At 64.7% G+C, this 26,057-nt stretch carries 12 protein-coding genes; 6 read left to right on the top strand and 6 right to left on the bottom strand.

The features are described 5' to 3' along the window. Positions 1–21 precede the first annotated feature (21 nt). The 3 genes from trpC to AC5Y49_RS19825 all read right to left on the bottom strand — a co-directional run bounded on the left by trpC (position 22) and on the right by AC5Y49_RS19825 (position 3,063). Positions 22–840, bottom strand: coding sequence for an indole-3-glycerol phosphate synthase TrpC (gene trpC / locus AC5Y49_RS19815; RefSeq protein WP_499890130.1), 819 nt, complete (start codon positions 838–840; stop codon positions 22–24). Between the two features lie 80 nt (positions 841–920). After that, on the bottom strand, positions 921–1,535 hold the full coding sequence (locus tag AC5Y49_RS19820; protein ID WP_499890133.1) for a TIGR02234 family membrane protein: 615 nt from the start codon (positions 1,533–1,535) through the stop codon (positions 921–923). After that, a complete protein-coding gene (locus tag AC5Y49_RS19825) occupies positions 1,528–3,063 on the bottom strand; it encodes an anthranilate synthase component I (protein ID WP_499890134.1) in 1,536 nt (511 codons plus the stop codon). Before AC5Y49_RS19825 ends, AC5Y49_RS19820 begins: the two co-directional genes overlap by 8 nt. A gap of 62 nt (positions 3,064–3,125) precedes the next feature. Here AC5Y49_RS19825 and AC5Y49_RS19830 point away from each other — a divergent pair, with 62 nt between their 5' ends. Together AC5Y49_RS19830 and lipL are read left to right on the top strand one after the other, a co-directional pair. Next, positions 3,126–3,590: a peroxiredoxin gene (locus AC5Y49_RS19830; RefSeq protein ID WP_499890137.1), complete on the top strand. Its 465-nt coding sequence runs from the start codon at positions 3,126–3,128 to the stop codon at positions 3,588–3,590. Between the two features lie 71 nt (positions 3,591–3,661). Continuing rightward, entirely contained in the window at positions 3,662–4,960 is a 1,299-nt protein-coding gene (gene lipL / locus AC5Y49_RS19835; protein ID WP_499890139.1) for an esterase/beta-lactamase LipL, read from the top strand. 1 nt (position 4,961) lies between these two features. On the opposite strand, the gene AC5Y49_RS19840 is transcribed toward lipL, so the two are convergent. The 3 genes from AC5Y49_RS19840 to AC5Y49_RS19850 all read right to left on the bottom strand — a co-directional run bounded on the left by AC5Y49_RS19840 (position 4,962) and on the right by AC5Y49_RS19850 (position 18,269). Then, a complete protein-coding gene (locus tag AC5Y49_RS19840) occupies positions 4,962–6,512 on the bottom strand; it encodes an HNH endonuclease signature motif containing protein (protein ID WP_499890141.1) in 1,551 nt (516 codons plus the stop codon). A 197-nt stretch (positions 6,513–6,709) separates the two neighbouring features. After that, entirely contained in the window at positions 6,710–7,177 is a 468-nt protein-coding gene (locus tag AC5Y49_RS19845) for a DUF898 family protein (protein WP_499890143.1), read from the bottom strand. Between the two features lie 67 nt (positions 7,178–7,244). Beyond that, positions 7,245–18,269 carry a type I polyketide synthase gene (locus AC5Y49_RS19850; RefSeq protein WP_499890145.1) on the bottom strand — a complete coding sequence of 3,675 codons (11,025 nt, stop codon included), beginning with the start codon at positions 18,267–18,269 and terminating at the stop codon, positions 7,245–7,247. Between the two features lie 348 nt (positions 18,270–18,617). Here AC5Y49_RS19850 and AC5Y49_RS19855 point away from each other — a divergent pair, with 348 nt between their 5' ends. From AC5Y49_RS19855 to AC5Y49_RS19870, 4 genes are all read left to right on the top strand, one after another. Further along, complete coding sequence (locus tag AC5Y49_RS19855) at positions 18,618–20,039, top strand: condensation domain-containing protein (protein WP_499890148.1); 1,422 nt, start codon at positions 18,618–18,620, stop codon at positions 20,037–20,039. Positions 20,040–20,084: 45 nt separating this feature from the next. Continuing rightward, positions 20,085–23,057 carry an MMPL/RND family transporter gene (locus AC5Y49_RS19860; RefSeq protein ID WP_499890151.1) on the top strand — a complete coding sequence of 991 codons (2,973 nt, stop codon included), beginning with the start codon at positions 20,085–20,087 and terminating at the stop codon, positions 23,055–23,057. 64 nt (positions 23,058–23,121) lie between these two features. Continuing rightward, a complete protein-coding gene (gene pe, locus AC5Y49_RS19865) occupies positions 23,122–24,240 on the top strand; it encodes an acyltransferase PE (protein ID WP_499890155.1) in 1,119 nt (372 codons plus the stop codon). A 54-nt stretch (positions 24,241–24,294) separates the two neighbouring features. Continuing rightward, positions 24,295–26,034, top strand: a complete 1,740-nt coding sequence (locus AC5Y49_RS19870) for an AMP-binding protein (protein ID WP_499890157.1) — start codon at positions 24,295–24,297, stop codon at positions 26,032–26,034. The last annotated feature ends 23 nt before the right edge of the window (positions 26,035–26,057 follow it).

The following is a 26,057-nucleotide window of genomic DNA, read 5'->3' on the forward strand; positions in this document are numbered from 1 at the left end:
TGTCCATGCGGACTAGCTGATCTAGCGGGCGGGCTTCGGGCAAGAGGGATGCCTGCCCGCGGTGACCAGGTCGGCGACGGCGGCGCGGGGATCGCCGCTGGTGACCAGACCCTCGCCGACCAACACCGCGTCAGCGCCGGCGCCGGCATAGGCCAGCAGATCGGCAGTGCCCCGCACTCCGGATTCGGCAATTCTGATCACGTCGGTCGGTAGCCCAGGAGCGATGCGGGCGAAGCAATCCCGGTCGACTTTGAGCGTCATCAGATCGCGGGCGTTCACCCCGATCACCCGGGCGCCGGCTTTGAGCGCGCGGTCGGCTTCTTCCTCGGTGTGGACCTCGACCAGCGCAGTCATGCCGAGCGACTCGGTGCGCTCCAACATCGACACCAACGCCGACTGTTCAAGCGCGGCAACGATGAGCAGCAGCATGTCTGCGCCATGGGCACGCGCCTCGTGAATCTGATAGGGCCCCACCACAAAGTCTTTACGCAACACCGGTACCGACACGGCCGCGCGCACCGCATCGAGATCAGCCAGCGAACCATGGAACCGGCGCTGCTCGGTCAGCACGCTGATAATTCGCGCGCCGCCGTCCTCGTAGGTGCGCGCCAGCTTGGCCGGGTCGGCGATCGACGCCAGTTGACCCGCCGACGGACTGGCACGTTTGACTTCGGCGATAACTGCGATTCCCGGCTCACGAAGCGCTGCCATCACATCCAGCGGCGCCGGCATCGACTCGGCGGCGGCTTTGACCTCGGGCAGGCTCACGACGGCTTCGCGGGCGGCAACGTCGGCGCGGACTCCCTCGATGATGGAGTCGAGCACGGTTGCCGAACTCATACCTGTCGGTCCTTCCCCGCGGGCCCCGCAGATTTCGATGACGTTCACCGAAAGGGTAGCGGCCGTCAGCGCGCGGTCCGTCACCGACCCTCGGAGTCCGAGTCGTGTCGCGTCGGGTCACGGCCATCGTCGAGCGCATCCCAGATCATCCGCTCCGACATGTCCCCGTCGTGCTGCTCGGCCTGCGCTCGTCGGACCGCTGGTGCGACATATTTCGTGGCACCCGTCGGGGCGCCCGACCGCATCAGCAATACCGCCGCGACCAGCGTGCATACCGCTGCCACCAGGGTTATCGCCGCACCGGTGTGATACCGCTGGCTTCCGACCAGCGTCAGTAGCGAAACGTGCGCGAGGTCAGCTGCTCGCACCGCCACGTCCCGCACCACCCACTGGCTGACAGCGAGATAACCGATCGCCAGGCTGGCCGCTGCCACCAATACCGCCAGCATGCGCAGCGGCCAGCCGCGCACGGCGACCGTGGCCACCGCTGTGACCAGCAGCAACACCGCCAACGGCAGCAGAGCCGTCGACCACGACCCGCCGGAGAGGGTAACGGTCTTGGGTTGTCCGAGCCCGTCGAACGACTCGACGGCAACCCACGGCAGCCGCGAGGCCGCCCACAACCCCGCTGCCGCGATCACCAGCAGCAGTTGGGCGATCCGGATCGCCAGCCGGCCCCGGCCAGGGTCAGCCATTGCGGCCGGCGTCCGGGGCGGAGAGCGTCTCCGCGGCGGCGATCGCGTTCAGCACCGCGCGGGCCTTATTCGTCGCCTCGGTGTGCTCGTAGGGGCCGTTGGAGTCGGCCACCACTCCGCCGCCGGCCTGCACATAGGCGGTGCCGTCGCGCATCAGCGCGGTGCGGATCGCGATCGCGAAATCGGCGTTACCGGCGAAGTCGAGGTAGCCGATAACGCCGCCGTACAGGCCGCGCCGCGTCATCTCGACCTCTTCGATCAGCTCCATCGCCCGCACCTTCGGCGCACCGGACAGCGTGCCCGCCGGGAAGCAGGCGGTCACGGCGTCCAGCGCGGTGCGGCCCTCGGCCAGCAGCCCGGTCACCGTGGAGACCAGGTGCATGACGTGGCTGTAGCGCTCGATGTGGCTGTAGTCCTCGACGCGCACCGTGCCGGGCACGCAGACCCGGCCGAGATCATTGCGGCCCAGATCGACGAGCATCAGGTGCTCGGCGCGCTCCTTGTCGTCGTGCAGCAGTTCCTTCTCCAGCAGCTGGTCTTCTTCCTCGGTCTGTCCGCGCCACCGGGTCCCGGCGATCGGATGGGTTGTCGCCCACTGGTCCTGCACGGTGACCAATGCCTCCGGGCTGGATCCCACGATCGAAAATGCTGTTCCGCCAGCATCATTCGGCACCTGCAGCAGGTACATATAGGGGCTCGGGTTGGATACCCGTAGCATTCGGTAGACATCCATCGGTGCGACATCGGTGTCCATCTCGAAGCGCTGCGACGGCACCACTTGAAACGCTTCGCCGCGCTCGATTTCCCCGACCAGACGCTCGACGATCCCGCCGTACTCCTCCACAGTGCGCTGGGCTCGGTGTTGCGGCTCCGGTCTGGTGAAGGTGGCGACGGTCGATGGCAGCGGCTGACTCAGCGCCGCGGTCATCACGTCGAGCCGGGCGATCGCGTCGTCGTAAGCCCAGTCCACCCGCTCGTCGGTGCCGTTCCAGTTGACCGCGTTGGCGATCAGCGTGATGGTGCCCTCGTGGTGGTCGACGGCGGCCAGATCGGTGGCCAACAGCAGCAGCATGTCGGGCAGCTGAAGGTCGTCGGTGGCCAATGCGGGCAGCCGTTCCAGCCGTCGCACCAGGTCGTAGGCGAAGAAGCCCACCATGCCGCCCGAGAGCGGCGGAAGCCCGGGCAGCGCCGCGGTGGCCAACAACTCGAGCGTGGCATCCAGAGCCGCTAGCGGATCACCACCGGTGGGCGCGTCCTGGGGCACCGTGCCCAGCCAGGCCGCTTCGCCGTCGCGCACGGTCAACGCCGACGGCGCGCCGGCGCCGATGAACGACCACCGCGACCACGACCGGCCGTTCTCGGCCGATTCCAGCAGGAAGGTTCCCGGCCGGTTGTCGGCCAGTTTGCGGTAGGCCGACAGCGGCGTCTCGGCGTCGGCCAGCACCTTGCGTGTCACCGGGACTACCCGGTGCTCGGCTGCGAGCGCGCGGAAGTCCTCGCGTGAGGTGGTGGCGAGGTCGGCGTGCACCCCTCCATCTTCCAAGCCATCTTCGGCGACACCGCGTCGACCCCCGGCGTAGCGTGACGGCCATGAAAACCGGTGACACCGTGACCGACTTCGAGCTTCCCGACCAGACCGGAGCACCGCGCACGTTGAGTGCCCTGCTTGCCGACGGGCCCGTCGTGCTGTTCTTCTATCCCGCAGCGATGACTCCGGGCTGTACCCGCGAGGCGTGCCACTTCCGTGACGTGGCCGGTGAGTTCGCCGCTGTCGGCGCGCAACGGGTCGGCATCAGCACCGACGCGGTGGACAAGCAGGCCAAGTTCGCCGATGCGCACAGCTTCGACTACCCGTTGCTGTCGGATGCCGATGGCGCAGTTGCTGCCCAGTTCGGGGTCAAGCGCGGGCTGCTCGGCAAGCTGATGCCGGTGAAGCGCACGACGTTTGTCATCGACACCGATCGCAGAGTGCTCGACGTGATTGGCAGCGAGTTCAACTTCAACTCGCACGCCGACAAGGCGCTGGCGACGCTGCGGTCACGGTCGTCGGCGTAGCCCGGATGCCAGCCTGACGAATATCTCGATTCCACAGGTAGGGCGGTCAGCGCGGGCGCATCGTTGATGCCATGACGCAGCAATCGCTTCTGCGCGCCAACGACGGCCTGCCGCGCGGCGTGCAGGGTGCCGCAGATCCGCGTTTCGGAGCGGTGGTCCGGTTGTTCGCGCAGCTTTTCCCGGGCCGCCGCTTCGGCGGTGGCGCGCTGTCGGTGTATATCGACGGGCGGCCGGTCGTCGACGTGTGGACCGGGTGGTCCGACCGAGCCGGCGAGGTGCGCTGGACGGCCGACACCGGGTCGATGGTGTTCTCTGCGACCAAAGGAGTCGCCGCAACTGTCATCCACCGCCTGGTCGACCGCGGACTGCTGTCCTACGACGCGCCCGTCGCCGAGTACTGGCCGGAATTCGGCGCCAACGGCAAATCCGGCATCACCGTTCGCGACGTGCTGCGGCACCGCACCGGACTGTCACATCTCAACGGCGTCAGCAAAACCGAGTTAATGGATCACCACCTGATGGAGGAACGACTGGCCGCCGCCCCGGTCGATCATCTGCACGGGCTCCCGGCCTACCACGCGTTGACCTACGGCTGGCTGCTGTCGGGACTGGCCCGATCGGTGACCGGGCTGGGAATGCGCGAACTTTTTCGCACCGAGGTGGCGCGTCCGCTCGACACCGACGGTGTTCATCTCGGTCGCCCACCTGCCGACGCACCCACCCAGGTGGCACAGATCTTGGTGCCGCAAAGCGGCCAGGCCAATCCGGTCGTCAACTTCGTCGCACCCAAAGTCGCCGGACTACGGTTTTCCGGGGTTTTGGGCGCGATGTACTTCCCGGGCATGAAATCCTTTGTGCAAGGCGAGATCCCATTTCTCGACGGTGAAGTCCCAGCGGCCAACGGCGTCGTGACCGGTCGTGGGCTGGCCAAGATGTATGCCGCACTGGCCAACAACGGACGCGTCGAGGGCGCCGCCGAGCTCCTCTCCGGCGAGTTGGCGCGTGGGCTGGCCGGTCGACCCAGGGTACTGCCCGACCTGAACATGTTCGTGCCCATGCCATTCCATCTCGGTTATCACGAATCCCCCATTCCCGGACTGCTCAAGGGATTCGGGCACATCGGTTTGGGCGGAACCCTCGGCTGGGCCGATCCGGACACCGGCAGCGCGTTCGGTTACGTCCACAACCGACTGTTGACACCGATGGTCTTCGACATGGCCTCGTTCGCGGCCTTGGCGCGGCCGATGCGCAGTGCGATCACCGCCGCACGCCATACCGGACCGATGGAGGTGCCCCACTACGGTGCGCCCTTCCCGGCACCGGATCGTCGGCGAGCCAGCAAGCGCAGGGCAGCGGTGGGACGGCGGTGACCTAGAAGGGTGGCGGCTGGTTGCGTTCTTCGATGTGGGCGTCGTTGAGTGCGCGCTCCGCGTCGATGCGGCGCGCGCGGTCCTGTTCGCGAGTTCGTCGTCGCACCGGCATCATGACACTGCGGTTAGCAGGTGGTGGGTCTGCCTTTGCCGCCCAAGGTAATTCACCAGTCGGCAGACACAGGCTGGGAAACAGCAGGCGACTGCCCGGATGGGTGATGTAGGTCGCTCCGGTGGGTGATGTCCAGACCACTGTCCCGTCGGGCCGTTGCTCGTCCCGCCAAGCAGTCCAAAACGTTTTGAGCAAGTGATGTTTTCGGCAAACGCACTTGAGGTTCGACGCGTGAGTCGGCCCGAACGGGTAGGGCACTGTGTGGTCAACATCGCAAATTTCGGCAGGGCGATCGCAGTTGGGAAATCGACAGGTCAAATCCCGGCAGCGCACAAAGCGCTCCAGTGCAGCCGACGGATGATATCCCGATTCCGGCGCGGCGTCGCCGGGATGCCGCACCGGCTGAAGCTTCGCGCCACCCCTGACTAACTCGGCCAATAGCGACGTTGGCACCACACCACCGCTGGTGATCAACGCGGCTGGCGCCTTGGCAGCCCAGCCGCCCGGCGGCTCTGGCTCGGGGTCGGGTGCCAGCGCCTCATGCAGCGGGGTATGAGGCGTGACCGGCCGCTGCTTGGGCTCGCCTGACAGGTGCGGGTCAGGCAGGCTGCTCACCGCCGATGCGTCGGCAACGACGTTGATAACCACACCGGTCGTCCGCTCAGTGCCGTCGACGCCCGCGGGGCAATCGGCATTCCCGCACGCACAGGCCAGCCGATCTGCATTCGCTGCTAGTGCGCCCAATGCGTCAGCGCGACGCTGAGCAACGGTGCGCGGATCGTCATCGCACACCTGGTGAGCCATCTGCATCAGCCGCCGATCCAGCACGGCGGCATCGGTGGCATACAGTCGGCCCCAGAACGGTGCGGTGCCCGACTTCTCGTCGGCAGAGTCGATCACTACGTCACGGCTGCGCGCGTGGGCCCGGGTACGCCGCAACGCGCCCGGATCGTATTGATCCACAATCGCCTCGATGGCCTGCGCCGTCTTGTTGACCGACATCGGCCCAAACCGCACCGCATCTTCGGCCAGCGTCTTGTCCACCAGTTGCAGCGCCTGGGAGTCCTTGATCAGGTCGGTGTGCCAGACGATCGTCGCCGCCAGCCGGGCACTGATCTTCCCGTCGAGAAACACCGCTCCTACCCGTGGCAACCGGTCGCGCAATGCCACAGCCAAATACATCCGGCTTGAGGCCATCCCGTGGCTAATGCCTTGTGCAGCAGCAACTTCAGCTGCCATGGAGTCCCAGTTGTCACACGACCAGTGTCCGCATTCGGGAGATCCGCCCTCGACTCGCCGGGCCACCAGCTCGGCAATGGCGGCGAGCCCGCGCGCCGATGCCGCGGCCTCCGCGCGTGCCCACTCGCCGATCGCGGCCACCACCAGCCCGTCGTCGGCACTCTCGAGCGCCTCCGGGCCCGGCGGGAAAGTATCGAACATACGTGCGATTCTACTCCGTCCACCGACCCGATGGGCCGCGCAGCGCCGCTCTGTGGACAAACACCCAACTGTGGACAAAATCAGAAACGTGACAGCCGACCTAAATCTCTGGCGCACTGCCTGCGTCGTGACGGCCTATTCCGCCCAGTCCGAATTGATGAACCCGTTCCCGGGCCGTGTCGCCAGAGCCCCCACACTCAGGTTTGTTCCTGCCGCGCCCAAGAGGTGTTCTCCCACTTCCAACGAGCGATACGCGGCCCAACCCAGAATCCGTAGATTCCGACCGTAACGATGATTAGGAGCAGCCACTTCCACCATAAGCCGAATAGTCCCCACGCACTTCCGTTGAACACGAGTTGTCGGCCCTCGATGTAGGAATGCTTCGCGCGCCACCGTTCCCGCAGTACGAGGGCGAACGGGTAACAGATCCCGAGCGTGCACACCGTGATTAGGGAGGCGAGTACCGCAGTGCCAAAGTAAGTACCAGCACCGCCGTCGAAAGCGAACTGGTGAGTCTGAGCGCGCTTTGGCACAACGATCGCGGCATCGGGCTGTGGAGCATAGTGAAGATTGGGCGGCTCAGCAGGCATTGGCTCCGACGGTTGCGGCTCAGGCATAGACGGTGTTGACATAGCTTCCCTCAGGCATAAGTAGGTAAAACGCATCAAGCGCGCTTAAAGGGTTTTCCAATTTCCTCAATATCCATAGTGCGCCGCGTTACATAGCGTGCGTTCAGCCAGTCGCCGTGACGGGTTCCGCCTCCCCCAACTCCGATTCCGACTCGGGCATCTGACCTGCGAGGTACTCCCCCAGGCCCTCGATCGTCGGATAGTCGAATACCGCGGTCGCGTTGATCGTGAATGCGCCACCAAACTGGCTGTGTAGCCGGTTTCGGAGTTCGACCGCCATCAGTGAATCGGTGCCCAGGTCCAGGAACCGACTGGTTGCGGCGGGTGGTTGCGCGAGCCGCAGGAAACCTTGCACTTCGCGCTGCAGGAATTCGGTGAGGAAGCTGGCGCGCTGCGCCACCGGTATCTCCTGCAGTTGCCGGAGCAACTCACTGTCGCCGGTTGCCTCTGCGACAGCGCTCGGCAACACGAGGTCCAGAATCGGCGGACGAGAACTGCCCAGCATCTTCGCGGCGCGCTGCCAATTGGCCTTGATGACGGTTGCCTGCGCAGTTCCGTTGGCGACGGCCTCGGCGAGCGCGGCCAGCGCAGCCGAGGGCTCCAACAGAGTCAGTCCTTGCGCTCCGATATTGGTGCGTGCCGCCTCCGAAGACGCCATGCCGCCCTGTGCCCAGGGACCGAAGTTGACCCCGGTTGCCGGCAAGCCTCGCGCCTGTCGTTCCGCGACCAACCCGTCGAGCAGCGCGTTGGCAGCCGAGTAGTTGGCCTGGCCGGGTGAACCGAGCAAGCTGGATACCGAGGAAGACACGACGAAGAAGTCGAGATCGTCGCCTGTCGTCAAGCGGTCCAAGTAGCACGCACCGAACGCCTTGGGCGCCAACACTGTTCGGAAACGCTCCAGGCTCTGCTGTGACAGCAACGCGTCGTCGAGCACGCCTGCCAAATGCGCTACTCCGGCCAGCGGCGGCAATTCCGCGCGGATCCGCCCTAGCAGCTTTGCGACGTCGGACTCGTCGCCGACATCGGCGGCGAACGTGTGGATGCGGCACTTGTAGCGCTCGGTGATGTCCTCGATTGCCCGTTGTGCGTCCGCATCGGGCGCGCGCCGGCTGGTCAATACGATGTCGCCGGCCCCGAGTTGGGCCAGGTACGACGCCGTATGCAAACCGATGGCACCGAGTCCACCGGTGATCAGGTAACTCCGATCGCGGCGTGGCTGTAGCGGGCTCGGCATCTGCAGCACGATCTTCCCGATGTGCCGCGCTTGCTGCATCCGGCGAAACGCCGTCCTGGCCTCCGTCAGCGGGTAGATCTCGGCGGGTAGTGGCGCCCAGTCGCCACGACCCAGCCCATCCGACACCTCGCCGAGCAAACCGCGAATACGCTCCGGGTCTTGGAAGGTAACCGTGTCCAACGCAACGATTTCGTAGGCGATATCGGGACGGGCAGCCGCCATCTGCTCCGGAGTCCAGATGTCTCGCTTGGCGATCTCGGCGAAACGCCCGTTCTTGGCGGTAGCCCGTACGGTCGCTTCGACGAACCCTTCGTTGGTCAGGCTGTTGAGCACCACGTCGACGCCGGCCCCGTCGGTGTCGGCGAGGATTTGGTCGGCGAAATCCGTAGTGCGCGAGTCGTAGACATATTCCACGCCCAGCTTGTGCAGTGTCGCGCGTTTGTAGGTGCTGGCGGTGGCGAAGACGACCGCGCCGTGCTGCTGGGCCATCTGGATGGCGGCCAATCCGACACCGCCGCTCGCGGCGTGAATGAGCACACGGTCACCGGGCTTCAACTGCGCCCAGTCGAACGCGAGTCGGACCGTGAGCGCCGCCGCGGGGATGGTGGCCGCCGCTACCGCGCTCAACCCGTCGGGAAGCGGCGCCAACAGCTGAGCCGGCACATTGAACCGGCTGGCGAACGCACCCTGCATGAAGCCATAGACGCGTTGACCGACCTCCAATCCGGTGATACCGCCACCTAACTGGGTGACGATGCCGGCAAAGTCGCCGCCGATCGGGCCCGGGTCACCCGGGTAGAGGCCCAGCACATTGAGCACATCCCGGAAGTTCAAACCCGCAGCCTCCACCCGGACCTGCACATAGCCATCGTCCGGCGAGGGCACTTCTGTCTCGGACAGCCGGAGGTTGTCGATCGCGCCGCGTTCAGTGGGCATCAGCGCGTAATCAGTGCCACGCGGCACCGCGAGATGACCGCTGCGCGACCATGGCACTAACCGCGATGCCAGGAACTTTCCTTGCCGCAGCGCGAGTTCGGGTTCCTCGATCGGGGTGGCGAGAAGACCAGCTAGCGACTGCACGGCCTCTTTGGATCCGTCGTAATCGACTAGCCTGCAATGCAGAGCCGGCTCCTCGTTGGCGACGGTACGTCCGAGTCCCCACAGCGCGGCCTGAACCGGGTCGACCGGTTCGCCCGATTCGGTCGCCACAGCTCGTTCGGTGACGATCCACAGCCCGTTGGGAAGGGGGGCGACCCCGTCGGCCTGCAGGGTGTGCACGGCGCTGAGCAGATGGGCGATTTCAGTCTCCAGCCGCGCGGCAACGTCAGCGCTCGACTCCTCTGCACTCGGCCCGGCGCTGCGCCACACGATGCCGCCGATTGCCAGGCCGCGCTCTCGAGCCTGCGTCAGCAGCTGCCCCAAGGGCTGGGAATCCGCTGAAGTCGAGGCCCTGTCAAAGGAGACGCAGTCCGGCAGCTCGGCCGCCAGTTCGTCGAATCCGGAAACCAGCCAAGTGCCGGCCCCGTTTCCGGTGACCTCGATACCACTGCTCGATGCCGGCGGCGGCACCTGGTGCCAGCCAAGGGCATACAGCAACCTGGTGGGATCGCCGCCGAGGCCTCGCAGCAACGCCTCCCGAGGAGCACGTTTGACCGTGAACTCGCGAATCCCGCCCAGGTGGCGCCCGTCTCGACCGACGAAGTCGAGATCGAAGACTTGGGTCTCGCTGTCGAGGCCGCCGGTATGCCACCTCGCCCGGCAGTAAAACCTGCGAGGCATCTTCTCCCGCAGCATCACTTGCCCGTACCGCAACGGCAGGAAAAGTTCGCTCACTCCCTGTTCGGCCGCCAGAAGTGCCGGGAACGCCGGGAAGGCAACTCCGGTGCACAAATCGAGCAGCACCGGATGCATCGGCTCGGTTCCGAGCTGTTCGGTCAATTCTTCGCCGACCGTGATATCGCCGATCGCCTCGCCCTCACCGAGCCACAGCGACTTCAGGGAACCGGACCAGGTGGGCCCCCAGGCCAGCTCCATGTCGGCGAAAGTCTCGAACAGCTCCTGTGGACGCATGCGATTTGACCGCTCGATTACCGCGTCGATGGGTTCCGCCGGGTCGGATGTCGGATCGTCGTCGGCACCGGAGGCAACTGTGCCATCGGCGTTCAACGACCAGTCGGCATCACGAACACCGTACGGGCGGCTGTGGACCTGGAAGGTCCAGCCAGCCCCGTCCTCGAGCGGACGCAATGTCAGCTGAACCTCACGAGAATCCTTCTCGGGCAGGATGATCGGCTCATAGAAGAAGACATCTTTCACCCGCGCCGGCGGACCAACGGCAGCCAGGGCCATCGCCGCATACGTCGCCCCGGGAACGACGACGGTGCCATAGATGACGTGGTCCGCCAGCCACGGCTGCGATTTGACGGACAGCCGACTGGTGTATACGGAGTCGCCCGAAGCGAGATCCTTTGCACTGCCCAAGATTCCGGAGGCGGCCGCGCCGTCCACAGCGATGTCGGACGTTTTGGGCCAGAACCGGCGGCGCTGGAACGGATAGGTCGGCAGTTCGACTCTGCGACGAGGTTGGTGATGCAGCGCAGCGAACTCAGGCCGATGGCCGCTGACATAGGCCGTGGCCAGCGCTTCGGCGATCTGGCGCCGGTCAGCTACGCCCTTGCGCAGGGAAACGATCGCGCGCGGTGCGGCCAAATGCTCCGGCCAGACCTGTACGGCTGCCCCGGTCAGAACCGGTTGAGGACCGATCTCCATCAACACCGAGCATCCCAGCGCGGCCACCGTGCGCACGCTTTCGGCGAACTGCACCGGCTGGCGGGAATGCCGCCGCCAATATTGAGCGTCCAGGGGGGTTTCGGCCGTGAGTATGGCGCCGGTGCGGTTGCAGACCAGCGGCAACGTCGGCACAGCGAACTGCAACCGCGCTGCATAAGATTCGAATTCACCGAGCACCGGCTCCAGCAGCTCCGAATGGAAGGCGTGGCTGGTTTCCAACCAACTGCACCGGGTCCCGTCGTCCTCAAACCTGGCGACGATCTGTTCGAGATCGGCTCCCGGACCCGAGAGCACCGTGTTGGGGCCGTTGTAGGCGGCGACCGACACCCGAGGGAATTCGGTGGCAACTTCCTCGACATGCTTGGGATCGGCGAACACCGCGACCATTCGCCCGCCTTCGGGCAGACTGCCGAACAGCCGACCACGCTCGGCCATCAGCCGCACCCCATCCTCGAGGCTGAAAACTCCCGCCACGCATGCCGCCGCGTATTGGCCAACACTGTGGCCCAGCACCACATCGGGATTCACGCCCCACGACTGCCACAGCCGGGCCAGGCCCATCTCGACAGCGAAAAGCGCTGGCTGCGCAAATGATGTGTGCTTCAGCGTTTCTCCGGCCCTGCCGCCGGTTTCGCGGTCGGTGGCGAACAGCACCTCCAGCAACGGGCGCGGCAGTATCTCCTTGACCGCGTCCGCGCAACGTGTCACGGTTTCTGCGAAAACCGGTTCAGCGTCGAACAATTCGCGCGCCATTCCCGGATACTGACTGCCCTGACCGGTGAATAGCCACGCCGTGGTCGGCCGGTCGGTGCACTCACCACGTACCGCGCCGGGCCGTAGCCGGTTCTCGGCCAGCTCGGCCAGGCCTTCGCCGGCGCTCCGGACCGAATCCACCACCAGCGCGGCCCGATGTTCGAAATGCGAACGCCCCGCCCCGGCCGTCAGACACACGTCGGCGATATCGACCTCTGGATGGGTGGTCAACCAGGTTCCATAACGCCGCGCCAACGCCACCAGCGCCTCCGGTGACCGCCCCGACAGCGCCAGTACATTGACCGACTCGTTTCGACCGTTCGCGATGTCATCGTCTGTTGAGTGCTCATCGGGGGTCGCCGGTTGTGCCGGCGCCTCCTCGATCAGCACGTGTGCGTTCGTGCCGGTGAATCCGAAGGAACTCACGCCCGCGCGCCGCGGCCTGCCGTTGGCCTCCCAGGGAGTCGGCTTGTCCACCACCCGAACAGGCGACGAGTCCCACGGGATATGCGGCGACGGTTCGTCAAAGTGCAGGCTTTGCGGCAGTACTCCGTGCTGCAGCGACAACACGACTTTGATCAGACCGGCAGCCCCCGACGCCGATTCGAGGTGGCCGATGTTGGTCTTCACCGATCCGATCAGCAACGGCCGGTCCGCGTCACGAGCGGCTCCATAAGCGGCCCCGGCCGCCTGCACCTCGATCGGATCGCCCAACGGGGTCCCCGTCCCGTGTGCCTCAAGGTAGTCGACATCTCCGCCGGCCAGGCCGGCGCGAGCCAACGCCGCACCGATAAGTCGTTGCTGCGCACCACCGTTGGGCACCGTCAAACCACTGGAAGCACCGTCCTGGTTGACCGCGCTGCCCGGAATGACCGCGCAAACCCGATCGCCGTCCCGCACTGCGTCGCTCAGCCTCTTGAGCACCAGAATCCCGCAGCCTTCGCTGCGCACGTAGCCATCGGCCGAGGCGTCGAAGGTCTTGCATCGTCCGGCAGGAGAAAGCATCCTGGCGCGGGAAGCGGCGATGATGGATACCGGACTCAGCAGCACGTTCACGCCACCGGCCAACGCCAAATCGCAGTCACCGGAATGCAATGCCTGGCAGGCCTGATGGACGGCCACCAGCGACGAACTGCAGGCGGTATCGACGGCCACCGCCGGTCCCTCCAGTCCGAGTGCGAAGGCAACCCGACCGGAAATGGCATTGAGCGCATTGCCAGTGATGAAGTGCGGCTCGATCTTGTCGACCGGCCCGGCGGACAGCAGATGTGCATACTCGTTGGCAGCCACCCCCACGAAGATCCCGGTTCGGCTGCCGCGCAACGCACCCGGGGAATATCCGGCGCGTTCCAAGCCTTCCCATGCGGTTTCGAGCATCAGCCGCTGCTGCGGCTCGATCCACACCGCCTCGCGCGGGGAGATACCGAAGAATTCCGGATCGAATCCGTCGATTCCGTCCAGGAACCCCCCGAAGCGGCTGTAGATCTTTCCGGGGGTCTCAGGATCCGGATCGTAAAACTCGTCGATGTCGAATCGGTCATCCGGGACTTCCCGGATCGCATCGACACCACCGGACAACACCTCCCAGAAGGCTTCTGGATCAGGCGCGCCGGGGAAACGGCACGACACCGCAATGATCGCGATCGGCTCATCGGTGCGCGTCGTCACTACTGAGGCCGGCTGGGACCGGGACTTGGCCGATGCCTGCTCGCTGAGCTCGAGCACGTCGCCGAGCAGATAATCCGCCACGTCTGACAGACGCGGATAATCCATCGCCAGGGTCGCCGATATCTCCTTGCCCACTCCTTGCTCGATGCGGCGCCGCAATTCGATGGCCATCAGCGAATCCATGCCGAGATCGAAGAACCCCGCGTCCTCGCGTATCTCCGCGGCATCGATGCGGGTCACCTCTGCCACCGCGTCGCGCAGGTAATCGGTCAAGAGTTTCTTGCGCTGCTGCACCGGAGCGCCTGTGAGCTGCTCGACCAGCTTGGTCTTCCCCGACTGCGTTGGTGCCGCGGCCACACCGGGCACCTCCTCCTCCAACTCGGCCAGGAATGAGCGCCTGCCCGCTTGCTGGTAGAGCGGCAGGAAGCGGGCCCAGTCGACCCGTGCCACGATTCCTTGTCCGCAGCCGGGTGCTTCGCCCTGCCCGCGGGAAGCAGCGATCACATCAGCCATACCCGCCAGCGCATCGGCAGGTGACAATGTCAAGATCCCGCGCTTGTCTAGTCGCGCACGAGCGTCCGCGTCGGCCATCCCCGCCGACCAGGGACCGAAATTGACGCTGACTGCGGGGACGCCCTGCTCGCGCAGTCGCCAGGCCAGCCCGTCGAGGAAGGCGTTAGCCGCGCCGTAGGCGGTCTGACCGAATCCGCCCCATACTGAGGCGATCGAGGAGGTGCTAAGGAAGAAGTCGAGCTGCAGCTCCGCAGCCGCTTCGCTCAAATGCCATGCACCCCAAACTTTCCCGGCAAAAACACGATCCACTTCGGCATCGTCCAGGGCGCTCAGCGGGGTGGTACCGATTTCGCCCGCGGCATGGACGATACCGGCCAACGGCGGCAGGTCTGCCTGCACGGTGGCTAGCAGGCGCGCAACGTCGTGCGCATCGGCGACATCGGCAGCAACCACCCGAAATTCGCAACCGTGCTGTTCGCGCAGCGCATCGAGGCGCCGTTGCGCGGCGTCGCTGGGTGAGCGTCGGCCGACGAGCGCCAGATGCCGGGCGCCGTGCGCAGCCAGGTATTCGGCTATTTCCAGCCCGACCGAGCCCAGACCCCCGGTCACCAAATACGTTGCGTCACTGCGCAGTGCCAGCGGTGCTGTGCTCGGCTGCTCAGCGCATCGAACCAACCGGGGAACATAGACCGCTTGATCACGCAGCGCGACTTGGTCTTCGCGGCGCGGCTCGGCCACCACCTGGTCGATCAACCGCGACCATTCATCGGCACTGCCGTGCGCCAGATCCGCCATTCCGCCCCACACCTGGGGATACTCCAGCGAAGCGGCGCGACCGAATCCCCACAGGCAACTCTGATCCGGTGCCATGGTGTCCATCGCAGTGATGTGTTGCGCGCCGCGGGTTACCAACCAAATGGGCCGGCGCACGTCAGCGGCAACTGCGGCGCGGAAGAGTCGCCGTGTTCCGCCCAGAACTCGGTGCTGCATCCGCAACAGCGACCGCATCGACGGTGCGGTATTGGCGTCGAGTGCAGCGACATGCAGAATGCGTAACGTCGGTTCGTCTGCCACCGCCGCGCGCAGCGCGGCCTCGAGCTGTTCCTCGTCCGCGTCGGACGCCGGCAACTCGAGAGTCCGATGCTGGTGTCCCTGCGCGCTCAGCGCGTCTAGTAGAGGCTGAACTGCATCGGAACCATGGCCGATGAGCAGGACGGAACATCCCCCGCCGGCATTCGCATCCGAACCGATGGCGGTGGTCTTCTCCCACCGAAACTCGTAGCGCGCATCCGCGATCGACCGGGTGTTGCGCTGCTGGTTGTGTTGAGCGGCAAGCCTGGTCAGCACATCTCGGGTCTGGTGCTCGCCGTTCGCACCGCCGAGTAGGGCCGCAAGCTCGTCGATGCGGCCACCCTCGAGAAGACGGATGGCTTCGGTACTCACGGCGTTGGTCTGGTTGGTGGGCCGGACCCGCTTCTCACTGAACCAGTACTGGCGATGCTGGAACGGATAGGTGGGCAGGTCGAGCTTTCGCGCTGGTCCTACGACAGCGTCGAAGTTGGGTAGGTGACCCAGGACGTACGCGTCGGCAAGGGCTTCGGTGATCTGGCGGTGGTCGGCGGTGTTTCGACGCAATGACGCGATCGCCCGCGGTGCAGTGGCAGGGTCAGGCCATGCCCGGAGGGCTGCGGCGCTGAGCACCGGCTGCGGACCGATCTCCAGCAACACTTTGCAGCCCAGATCGGCAAGGGTCTGCACGCTCTTGGCGAACTCCACCGGTTGACGCGCGTGGCGACGCCAGTAATTGCCGTCGAGTTTCACGCTCCTGCCGAGCGCGGTGCCGGTGCGGTTGCACACCAGAATCCGTTGTGGCGGGCGGCTGAAATCGAACCGGTCCGCATACGACTCGAACTCGTCGAGGATCGGATCTAGCAGCGCCGAGTGGAACGCATGGCTGGTGTCCAGCCAATCACACCGAACACCCTCGGCTGTCAACCCGGCCAGCGCCTGGTCCAGATCCTGCACAGGTCCCGACAGCACGGTGTTAGCACCGTTGTAGGCGGCAACCGACAGCGTTGGAAACTCGTCGGTGAGGCGCTCGACGCGCTCGGCGGCGGTGAAGGCCGCCACCATCCGGCCACCGGCGGGCAGACTGCCGAACAGACGGCCACGCTCGGCCATCAGCAGCGCGCCATCCTCCAGCCTGAACACGCCCGCAACGCAGGCCGCCGAATACTGGCCGACGCTGTGGCCCAGCACCACGTCGGGTTCGAAGCCCCATGACTGCCAGAGCCGGGCCAGGCCCATCTCCACCGCGAACAAGGCGGGCTGGGCGTAGGTGGTTTGCCGCAGTGTCTCCTCGCCGTCTGGGCCATCCATCTCGAAAATGACGTCCAGCAGCGGTTTTTCGAGAACGTCAGCGACCGCTGCGGCACAGCGGGTCAGCGTCTCGGCGAACACCGGCTCGGTGTCGAACAACTCGCGGGCCATGCCCACGTACTGGCTGCCCTGGCCGGTGAATAGCCACGCCGTCTTCGGCGTGTCATCGGATACTCCGCGCACCAGACCCGGAGCCGGGCGATCGTCCGCCAGCGCACCGAGCAACTCACTGGCGGATTCCTTCGAATTGACCACTAAAGCGGCCCGGTGCTCCAAGTGTGCTCGCCCGGCCCCGGTGGTCAAGCACACGTCGGCCAGGGTGGCCTCGGGATGTGCGCTCAACCAGGTGCGGTATTGATCAGCGAGCTGCACCAGTGCTGCGGGCGTGCGCGCCGAGAGCGGAAGCACACTGAACCGTCGGTCACCGGACCCCGCGGCCGAGATCGGTGCCACAGCGCTCTGACCCACTCCGTCGGGCGCCTCCTCGAGGATGACGTGTGCATTGGTCCCGGAGAAGCCGAACGAGCTGACCCCTGCGATACGGGGCCGGCCGTTGCGTTCCCATGCGGTGGCCTCCTGCACGACCTGCACCGCAAGCCGGTCCCACGGAATATGCGGCGATGGGTTGCGAAAGTTGAGGTGCTGCGGCAGTAACCCGTGCTCGAGGGACAGGATGACCTTGATCACTCCCGCGATCCCCGCGGCTGCCTCCAGATGCCCGATGTTGGTCTTCACCGAGCCGATCAACAACGGCCGGTTCGGCTCGCGTCCAGCGCCGAGCACCGCACCTGCGGCCTGGGCCTCGATCGGGTCGCCCAGCGACGTCCCGGTCCCGTGCGCCTCCAGGTATCCGACGTCGCTGGCGGCAAGACCGGCGCGCTTCAGTGCATCCGAGATAACCCGTTGCTGGGCAACGCCGTTCGGCACGGTTAAGCCACCCGATGCACCGTCCTGGTTGATCGCGCTACCCCGGATCACCGCCCGGATCCGGTCACCGTCGCGGATCGCGTCCGCAAGCCGCTTCACGACAATGACGCCGCATCCCTCACCGCGCACATAGCCGTCTGCGGCCGCATCGAAGGTCTTGCATCGGCCGTCGGGCGCGAGCATGTTCGCGCGGGAAAACGTAATCATCGTTGCGGGCGCAAGTAAGACGTTGGCGCCGCCGGCCAGCGCGAGGTCACATTCCCCTAAGCGCAGCGCCTGGCATGCCTGGTGGATTGCCACCAACGACGAACTGCACGCCGTATCGACGGTGACCGCCGGGCCCTGCAGCCCTAACCGATAACTGATCCGGCCCGCCGCTGCGGCACTAGACGTGCCGATTGCCATGTAGGCTTCGATCTCGCCGTGAGCCAGCTGCTCAGACACCATCGCCAGGTAGTCGTGGGTGGCCAACCCGACGAACACACCCGTGTTGGTGTTCGCCAACGCTGTTGGCGCGGTGCCCGAATGCTCCACCGCCTGCCATGCCGTCTCCAGCAAGAGCCGATGCTGCGGATCCACCAACCTGACCTCGCGCGTCGACATACCGAAGAACGGCGCGTCGAACCCCGTCACGTCATCGACAAAACCTGCACGACGGGTCACGATCTTCCCGGGTGCACCGGGTTCCGGGTCGAAATACTCGCCGGTATCCCACCGGTCCTCGGGCACCTCCGATATGGCATCGCGGCCTTCGCGCAGTACCTCCCAGAACCCGTCTGCATCCGCGGCACCCGGGAAACGCGCCGCGTAGCCGACGATCGCAAAACTTGGTGCTGACTGCTGGTGGCCTCCGACGGATGCCATGCCGTTGTCCTCCCTGCTGAAGACGGTGAAGACTCGATCGCAACGGGCGGCCCGATGGGCTGCAGAGTCACCGACCGGGCGCCAGTATTACACGTGCGCCAGTATGGGGCGCCACCATGGCCAGCGCGGTGCCGGCACCGGGCACCCCCTCGTCAGGCATGCCTACCGGTCTGCGTCCCACGCCGAAGTTGTTCCATCTTCGCGGCCGGCCCACTGGGTCCGCGAAGGAGTGTAGGCGTGTCCACGCGTGCTGACGACAGTGGGCGACAGTGATGACAGAGCGGGCTATGTTGATCTCGCTGCCAGCGCGGCCCGGACCGGAGTCGTTCCAACCAAGGAGGATGAAGCTTGCGCGTCGGGAAAATTACGGTCGGCTCGCTCGATGAGTGGACGTTGACCCCGGGCTCGGTCACCTCTTGGCACCCGACCGCCGCAGCTGCCGAAAAGGCCCGGCAAGCGCCGGTCAGCTCGGTACCGGTCAGCTACATGCAGGGCCAGCATCTGCGTAATTATTGCGAACGTACGGCCGCGGGACAGAATTTTTCCCGGCAGATCATCGCTAGCTGTGAAGTACCCGGCCAGTGTGACATTTCGGCCATGAATCACGCCATCAACGCATACCTGCGTCGGCATGACACGTTCTGCAGTTGGTTCGAACGCGCCGATGATGGAGAGTTCGTTAGGCATGCGATTAGCGATCCGGCTGAAATTGAATTCGTACCGATCGATCAGGGCAGTATGACGCGTGAGGAAATACACGCGCATGTCGTGGCCATACCGAACCCGTTGGAGTGGGGCTGCTTCACCTTCGGGATAATCCAAAGCGACAGCTACTTCACGTTCTTTGCCGCTATGGATCATGTCCACGGGGATGCGACGTTGATCGGCACGACGATGCTGGAAGCCAACGGAATGTATTCGGCGTTGAGCGCAGGCGGTGAGCCTCTCGAGCTTCCCAGTGCCGGCAACTATGGCGATTTCTGTGTGCGCGAACGCGAGTACACCTCAACCTTGACCCTAGATTCGCCCCAGGTGCGCACGTGGATTGATTTCGCCGAGAACAATAGTGGTGGCCTTCCCGAATTCCCTCTTCCGCTTGGCAATCCGTCGCAGTCCACTCGCAGTGACATGGCCTCCGAACTCCTCATGGACGCGGCACAGACAGAGCGATTTGAATCGTCCTGCACGGCAACCGGTGCCCGTTTCGTCGGGGGCCTGTTCGCCTGCCTCGCCCTGGTGGAGCATGAGTTCACGGGTGCTCTCACGTATTACGGCCTTACTCCGAGGGATTCCCGCACCGGCTCCGACAATTTCATGACACAGGGCTGGTTTACCGGCTTAATCCCGATCACGGTGCCAATAGCTGCCACCTCTTTCGGCGCAGCCGCGTGGTCGGCGCAGACTTCTTTCGATGCGGGCCTGGATATGGCGAGGGTGCCGTATTATCGAGTATTGGAGCTAGCCCCGTGGTTGAAGTGGCCCGGGCCAAACTTTCCGGTATCGAACTTTTTTCATGGCGGAGCTGCACCGCTCAACGCTGTTCTGGCGGTCGCCGACATGGGCATCGTTAATAATATAGGAATTTATCCGGACGGCCGATACTCATATCAGTTGACCATTTATATATTCCGGCACGGCGAGGGCACGGCAATGGCGATCATGCATCCCGATAATGCCGTCGCTCAGAAATCAGTGGCCCGCTATATGGCCGCGATGAGGTCGGTGTGCGTGCGGGTCGCTGACAGCGGAGACTGGGGACGCGTCGCATAGCGTGGAGCGATTCGATGGGCTGCGTCGAGCAGGGATGAGGGCGATATGCAACGGCTAGCCGATGTTGTGGTGCGGTGGCCCTGGGTAGTGATCGGTATCTGGGTCGCGATTGCTGTGGCACTGCCGCTGACGTTCCCGTCCCTGAACGAGATGGCCCAGAAGCATCCGCTCGCCATACTGCCCAGCGATGCACCGTCGAGCGTCACCGCTCGAAAGATGACCGAGGCGTTCCACGAATCGGGCTCAGAAGACCTCCTACTGGTGGTCCTGACCAACGACCGCGGCCTCGGCCCCGCGGACGAAGCCACCTACCGAAAACTGGTCGACGCGCTGCGCGCGGATACCCGAGATGTCCTGATGTTGCAGGATTTCGTCAGCGCACCGTCCCTGCGCACCGCCCTGACGAGCGAGGACAACAAAGCCTGGGTGCTGCCAGTGGGAGTTGCGGGCGAGTTGGGCACGCCGCAGTCCTACGCCGCTTTCAACCGCATCGAGGGCATCGTCAAACAGACGGTTGCTGGAACGCACCTGACCGCACACCTCACCGGCCCGGCGGCGACTGTTGCCGACCTCACGGTCGCCGGCGAACACGATCGGCTTCCGATTGAGCTGGCGATCGGTGTTCTGGTGCTCATCGTCCTGCTAGTGGTTTACCGCAGCCCGATCACGATGCTGCTGCCGTTGCTATCCATCGGGATATCTTTGGCGATCGCGCACGCGGTCGTGGCCGGCTACTCCCAGCTGACCGGTGCAGGCGTCTCGAACCAGTCCATCGTGTTCCTGAGCGCGATAATGGCCGGCGCCGGAACGGATTACGCAGTCTTTCTTATCAGCCGCTATCACGACCATTTAAGGATGGGAGTGGATTCCGATCAGGCGGTCAAGCGGGCAATGATGTCGATCGGAAAGGTGATCGGCGCATCCGCTGCCACCGTCGGAATCACTTTTCTTGTCATCAGCTTCGCCCGAATGGGAGTCTTCAAGACGGTCGGAACGTCATCGGCGATCGGGATCGGCGTGGCATTCCTTGCCGCAGTGACGTTGCTGCCGGCGATTCTGGTGCTCGCCGGGCCGCGCGGATGGGTCAAGCCACGCCGCGAGCTGACCGCTGGGTTCTGGCGGCGTTCGGGCATCCGCATCGTGCGCAGGCCACGGGGTCATCTGGTTGCCAGCCTGCTTGTCTTGATCATTCTGGCCAGCTGCGCGGCCTTCGTGCGCTATAACTACGACGACCGCAAGGCCCTGCCGTCTTCTGCTCCCAGTTCCATCGGGTACACCGCGTTGGATCGACATTTCCCAGTGAACCAGTCGATTCCGGAATACATCCTCGTCCAGTCACCGCACGACCTTCGTACGCCGGAGGCCCTTGCAGACTTGGAGCAAATGGCGCAGCGAGTCAGCCAGCTGCCGAACGTCGCTGCGGTCAGCGGTATCACTCGTCCCGCCGGAGCTGTCCCAGAAGAATTCAGAGCCACGTACCAGGCGGGCGCAATCGGCACCTTTCTGTCCAAGGGATCCGCCCAGATCAGCGGCCGCACCGATGACCTCAACCGGCTGGCCGACGGGGCCGGCACGCTGGCCGACAACCTCGGTCACGTCCGCGGCCAAGTCAGCCAGCTCGCTGCCAGCATCCAGAACGTGTCGGATTCCTTCGCATCGATGAAAAGCCAATCCAACGGCGATGCCTTGGTCAAGCAGGTCGACACCGCAGCCAAGCTCGTCGACCACGTCAACTCGCTCACTAACTCCATGGGGTGGAACTTCTCAGCCGGCAAAAACCTGTTCGGCTGGATAGGCCCGGTGTTGGCGGCACTGCAGGGCAACCCAGTCTGCGATCTTGACGATTCCTGCGCCGCCACCCGTCTGACATTCGAACGACTGGTCGGTGGGCGGAATCAGGAAGACCTCGACGCGATCGACGATCTGGCGCGGCAACTGCAGTCGTTCCCGGACAAAAAGTCCCTGAACGCATCGATAACCCGAGTGCGTGGTGCGTTGTCGAACCTCACGAAGGTGATGCATTCACTGGGAATGGACAAACCCGGCGGGCTGCAGGCCAACTTGGCCAACCTGCAAGATGGCGCATCGCGATTCGCCGGCGGAAGCCGAGAAGTGGCTGACGCGGTGGGGAAACTCGTCGACCAGGTCAAAGAGATGGGCGCGGGGCTGGATAAGGCAGCGGCGTTTCTGTTGACGCTCAAAGATGGTGCGGCACAGCCAGCAATGGCCGGGTTCAATATCCCGTCCGAACTGCTGCGGCTAGAGGAGTTCACCAAGGCTGCCAAGGTTTTCATTTCACCAGACGGCCACTCGGTCCGGTATGTAGTTCAGACCAAACTCAATCCGTTCAGCACCGAAGCGATGGATCAGGTCGATGCCATCACCGCGGCCGCCCGGGGAGCCCAACCCAATACCGCATTGGCGGACGCCACGGTATCGATGGCGGGACACACCGTGAGTCTGCGCGACACCCGCGACTACTACGAACACGACATCCGGTTCATCATCGCGGCAACTCTGCTTGTCGTGCTACTGACCTTGATCGCGCTGCTGCGTGCGGTCGTCGCGCCGCTGTATCTGGTCGCCTCCGTGGTCATTTCGTATTTGTCGGCGGTCGGTATCGGTGCGCTGGTGTTCCAATTCGTCCTCGGTCAGCAATTACATTGGAGCGTTCCGCCACTGGCGTTCGTGGTATTGGTCGCGGTGGGGGCCGACTACAACATGCTGCTTGTCTCGCGAATGCGTGACGAGTCTCCGGGCAGCATGCGTTACAGCATCATCCGCACCCTGAGCTCGACCGGCGGCGTGATCACTGCGGCCGGTCTGATCTTCGCTGCCTCGATGTGCGGTCTGTTGTTTTCCAGCATCGGCACCGCCGTCCAAGGCGGTTTCGTGATCGGTGTCGGAATTCTGCTGGACACCTTCTTGGTTCGCACCGTCACGGTTCCCGCCATCGCCGCGCTGGTCGGGCGGGCGAACTGGTGGCCGTCGCGGCCAGCAGTCGGACGCGCCGAGTAGGGGACGGTCAGCGCGCATGGGCGGAGTATGTGAGACTAGAGAAGCCGAGCGGTCAGGAGTAGGGATGAAGAAACTACTCGCAGGAGTGACGGCGCTGGTAACTGTCAGCGCCACGGGGTATTTCGGCATCGAGAGCGCATCGGCCGACGATACGCCGACCGGTGGGACGTCGACCCCCGGCACGTCAAGCGACCGGACCGCGTTCGCACTCGGGGGCGCGCACGTACTGGGCATTCCCTATGACGAGTACATCCGCCGCGAAGGCGAGGAATGGTTCCCGGGTTTGAAGCGACAAATCGTTCGCTACCCCGCGGGGCAGGTTCAGGGCCATGTGCTGGAGCGCCTCTTCCCGGGCATCGGCAAGGTCGGGGATGACATCTTCCCTGGCATGGGTTTGGACGGTCCCAGCGTCGGCGAGTCGGTCGACGAGGGGGAAGACAACCTCGATTCAGCGATCCGCAACGGTGGCCCCGGGACCGCGATCGGCCTGTCCGAGGGAGCGCTTGTACTCAACGCCGTCCAGGCGCGGCTTGCCAACGACCCGACCGCTCCCCCGCCGGACCAGCTGAACTTCGCCACGTTTGGCGACCCGATTGCGCGGCACGCTTTCGGTGAGAGTTTCCTGACTGCCATGTTCCCGGTCGGGTCCGTTGTTCCCGCAATGGACTACCGCATACCGCCTCCGGTGGAAAGCCAGTACGACACCGACATGTTCATCTCCGCCTACGACTCGATCGCCGACTTCCCCGACCGTCCCGACAACCTGTTCGCCCTCGCCAACACACTGATGGGCCTCGCTACGGGACACACTGCGGTTGCCTTCACCAATCCGAGCATGGTGCCGCCGCAGAACATCCGGTCAACGGTGAACTCAAGGGGTGCGACGACCACGACGTATTTGATCCCCGAAAAGCACCTTCCGCTGGTCATGCCGTTGGCCTACATCGGGATTGACGAGGACACGCTGAACAAGCTGGACGCGATATTGCTGCCCCGGGTGAACGCCGCATATTCACGCAACGACGATCCGGCGACCGCTCCGGTCCAGGTGGACCCGGTGAACGGCTTCGACCCCGCGGCCGTCACCGCACCGGCCACCCAGGCCACCTTCGGTGGCGGCGCCGATCCGTTCTCGCAGATCCTCAACGGTGCCATGTCCGTGTTGTCCACCGGGCCACGTTGACGAGAATGCGAGCCGACAAGTTCGACGAACTACTACCGACGTAATGTGACGCCTATGCCACAGTCATCGATTCTCTCGATGCTGCACGGACGTGCCAGCCTGCGGCCCCATGACATAGCGTTCACCTTCACCGATTACGCAAACGACTGGGCAGGTGTACCCGAGAGCATTACCTGGTCGCAGTTGTCCCGTCGAACAATGAATCTGGCTCGCGAACTCAGCGCTCATGGATCGGTCGGAGACCGGGCGGTAATCCTCGCTCCCCAGAGCCTCGAATACATCGTGGCATTCCTGGGATCGATGCAAGCCGGGTTGATCGCAGTTCCGCTCCCACTGCCGCATCGCGGTTCAAGTCATGAGCGCGTCGGTGCAGTCCTTGCCGACACGTCGCCGTCAGTTGTTCTCACCACGTCGGCGGTCGCCGAAGATATCGCCGAATATGTTGATCAAGCATGTCTGGACACCGTTCCCAAGATCGTCGAAATCGATTCTATGAATCTGGATGTCGAAGGCGGAGCAAGTCTTTCGAACGCCGATTTACCGAGCATCGCGTATTTGCAGTACAGCTCTGGTTCCACGCGGGTGCCGACCGGGGCGGTGATCTCGCACAGCAATCTCCAGGTGAATTTCGAGCAGCTGATGCGCGGCATGTTCGCCGACGCCCACGTTAAACCCCCGCCGGATACCACCGTCGTGTCGTGGTTGCCGTTCTACCATGACATGGGTCTGGTGATCGGACTCTGCACACCGATTCTGAACGGCTGGCGCGGCGAGTTGACCAGTCCGATTTCATTCGCCGAGAGGCCGGCGAGATGGATGCAGGCTTTGGCAAAAAATCCGCATGCGTGGTCAGCGGCGCCCAACTTCGCCTTCGACTTAGCCACCCGCAAGACAACCGACGATGACCTGGCCGGGCTCGACCTCGGAGGGGTGGTGGGCATTATCAATGGTGCCGAACGTGTCGAGCCGACGACTTTACAACGGTTCGTCGATCGGTTCGCGCACTTCAATTTTCGGGATCACATGATTTTCCCGTCATACGGATTAGCGGAGGCAACCGTCTTCGTTGCGACTAGCACCTGGAGTGAATCGTCACCCTCGGTTCATTTCGATGTCGGGGAGCTGGGCGCGGGCCGCGCCCAGCGGTGTGCAGCCGGGAACGGCACTGCGCTGGCCAAATACCGAGTGCCGCAGTCGCCCACGTTGCGCATCGTTGACTACGACACCCACCGCGAGTGCCCGCAGGGATCGGTCGGCGAGATCTGGGTACACGGTGCCAACGTCGCCGACGGCTACTGGCGCAAACCGCCGGAGGAGCAGCGCTGTTTCGGCGCCACGCTCGCCGACCCCTCACCGGGCACACCTGACAGCTCCTGGCTGAGGACCGGCGACCAGGGGTTTATCTACGAGGACGAGCTGTTCATCGTCGGCCGCATCAAGGACCTGCTGATCATTCGCGGGCGCAATCACTGTCCCGAGGACATTGAGGCAGCGGTCCGGGAGATCACAGGTGGTCGGGTCGCGGCGATCTCGGTGCCGATGAACGATACCGAGAAACTGGTCACCATCATCGAGGTCAAGAAGCGCGGCGATTCCGACGAGGAGGCCACGCACTGGCTCGCCGGCGTCAAAAGCGATGTCACCTCCGCGATATCCAAGGCACACGGCTTGAACGTCGGGGATCTTGTACTGGTGGCACCCGGGTCGATTCCCACCACGACGAGCGGCAAGATCCGGCGAGCCACGTGCGTCGAGCAGTACCGTCGGGACCAGTTCGCCCGGCTGGACGCCTGAGCCGGCCGCTGGGCGCACCCAGA

This window comes from Mycobacterium sp. NGS62 (assembly GCF_059812285.1).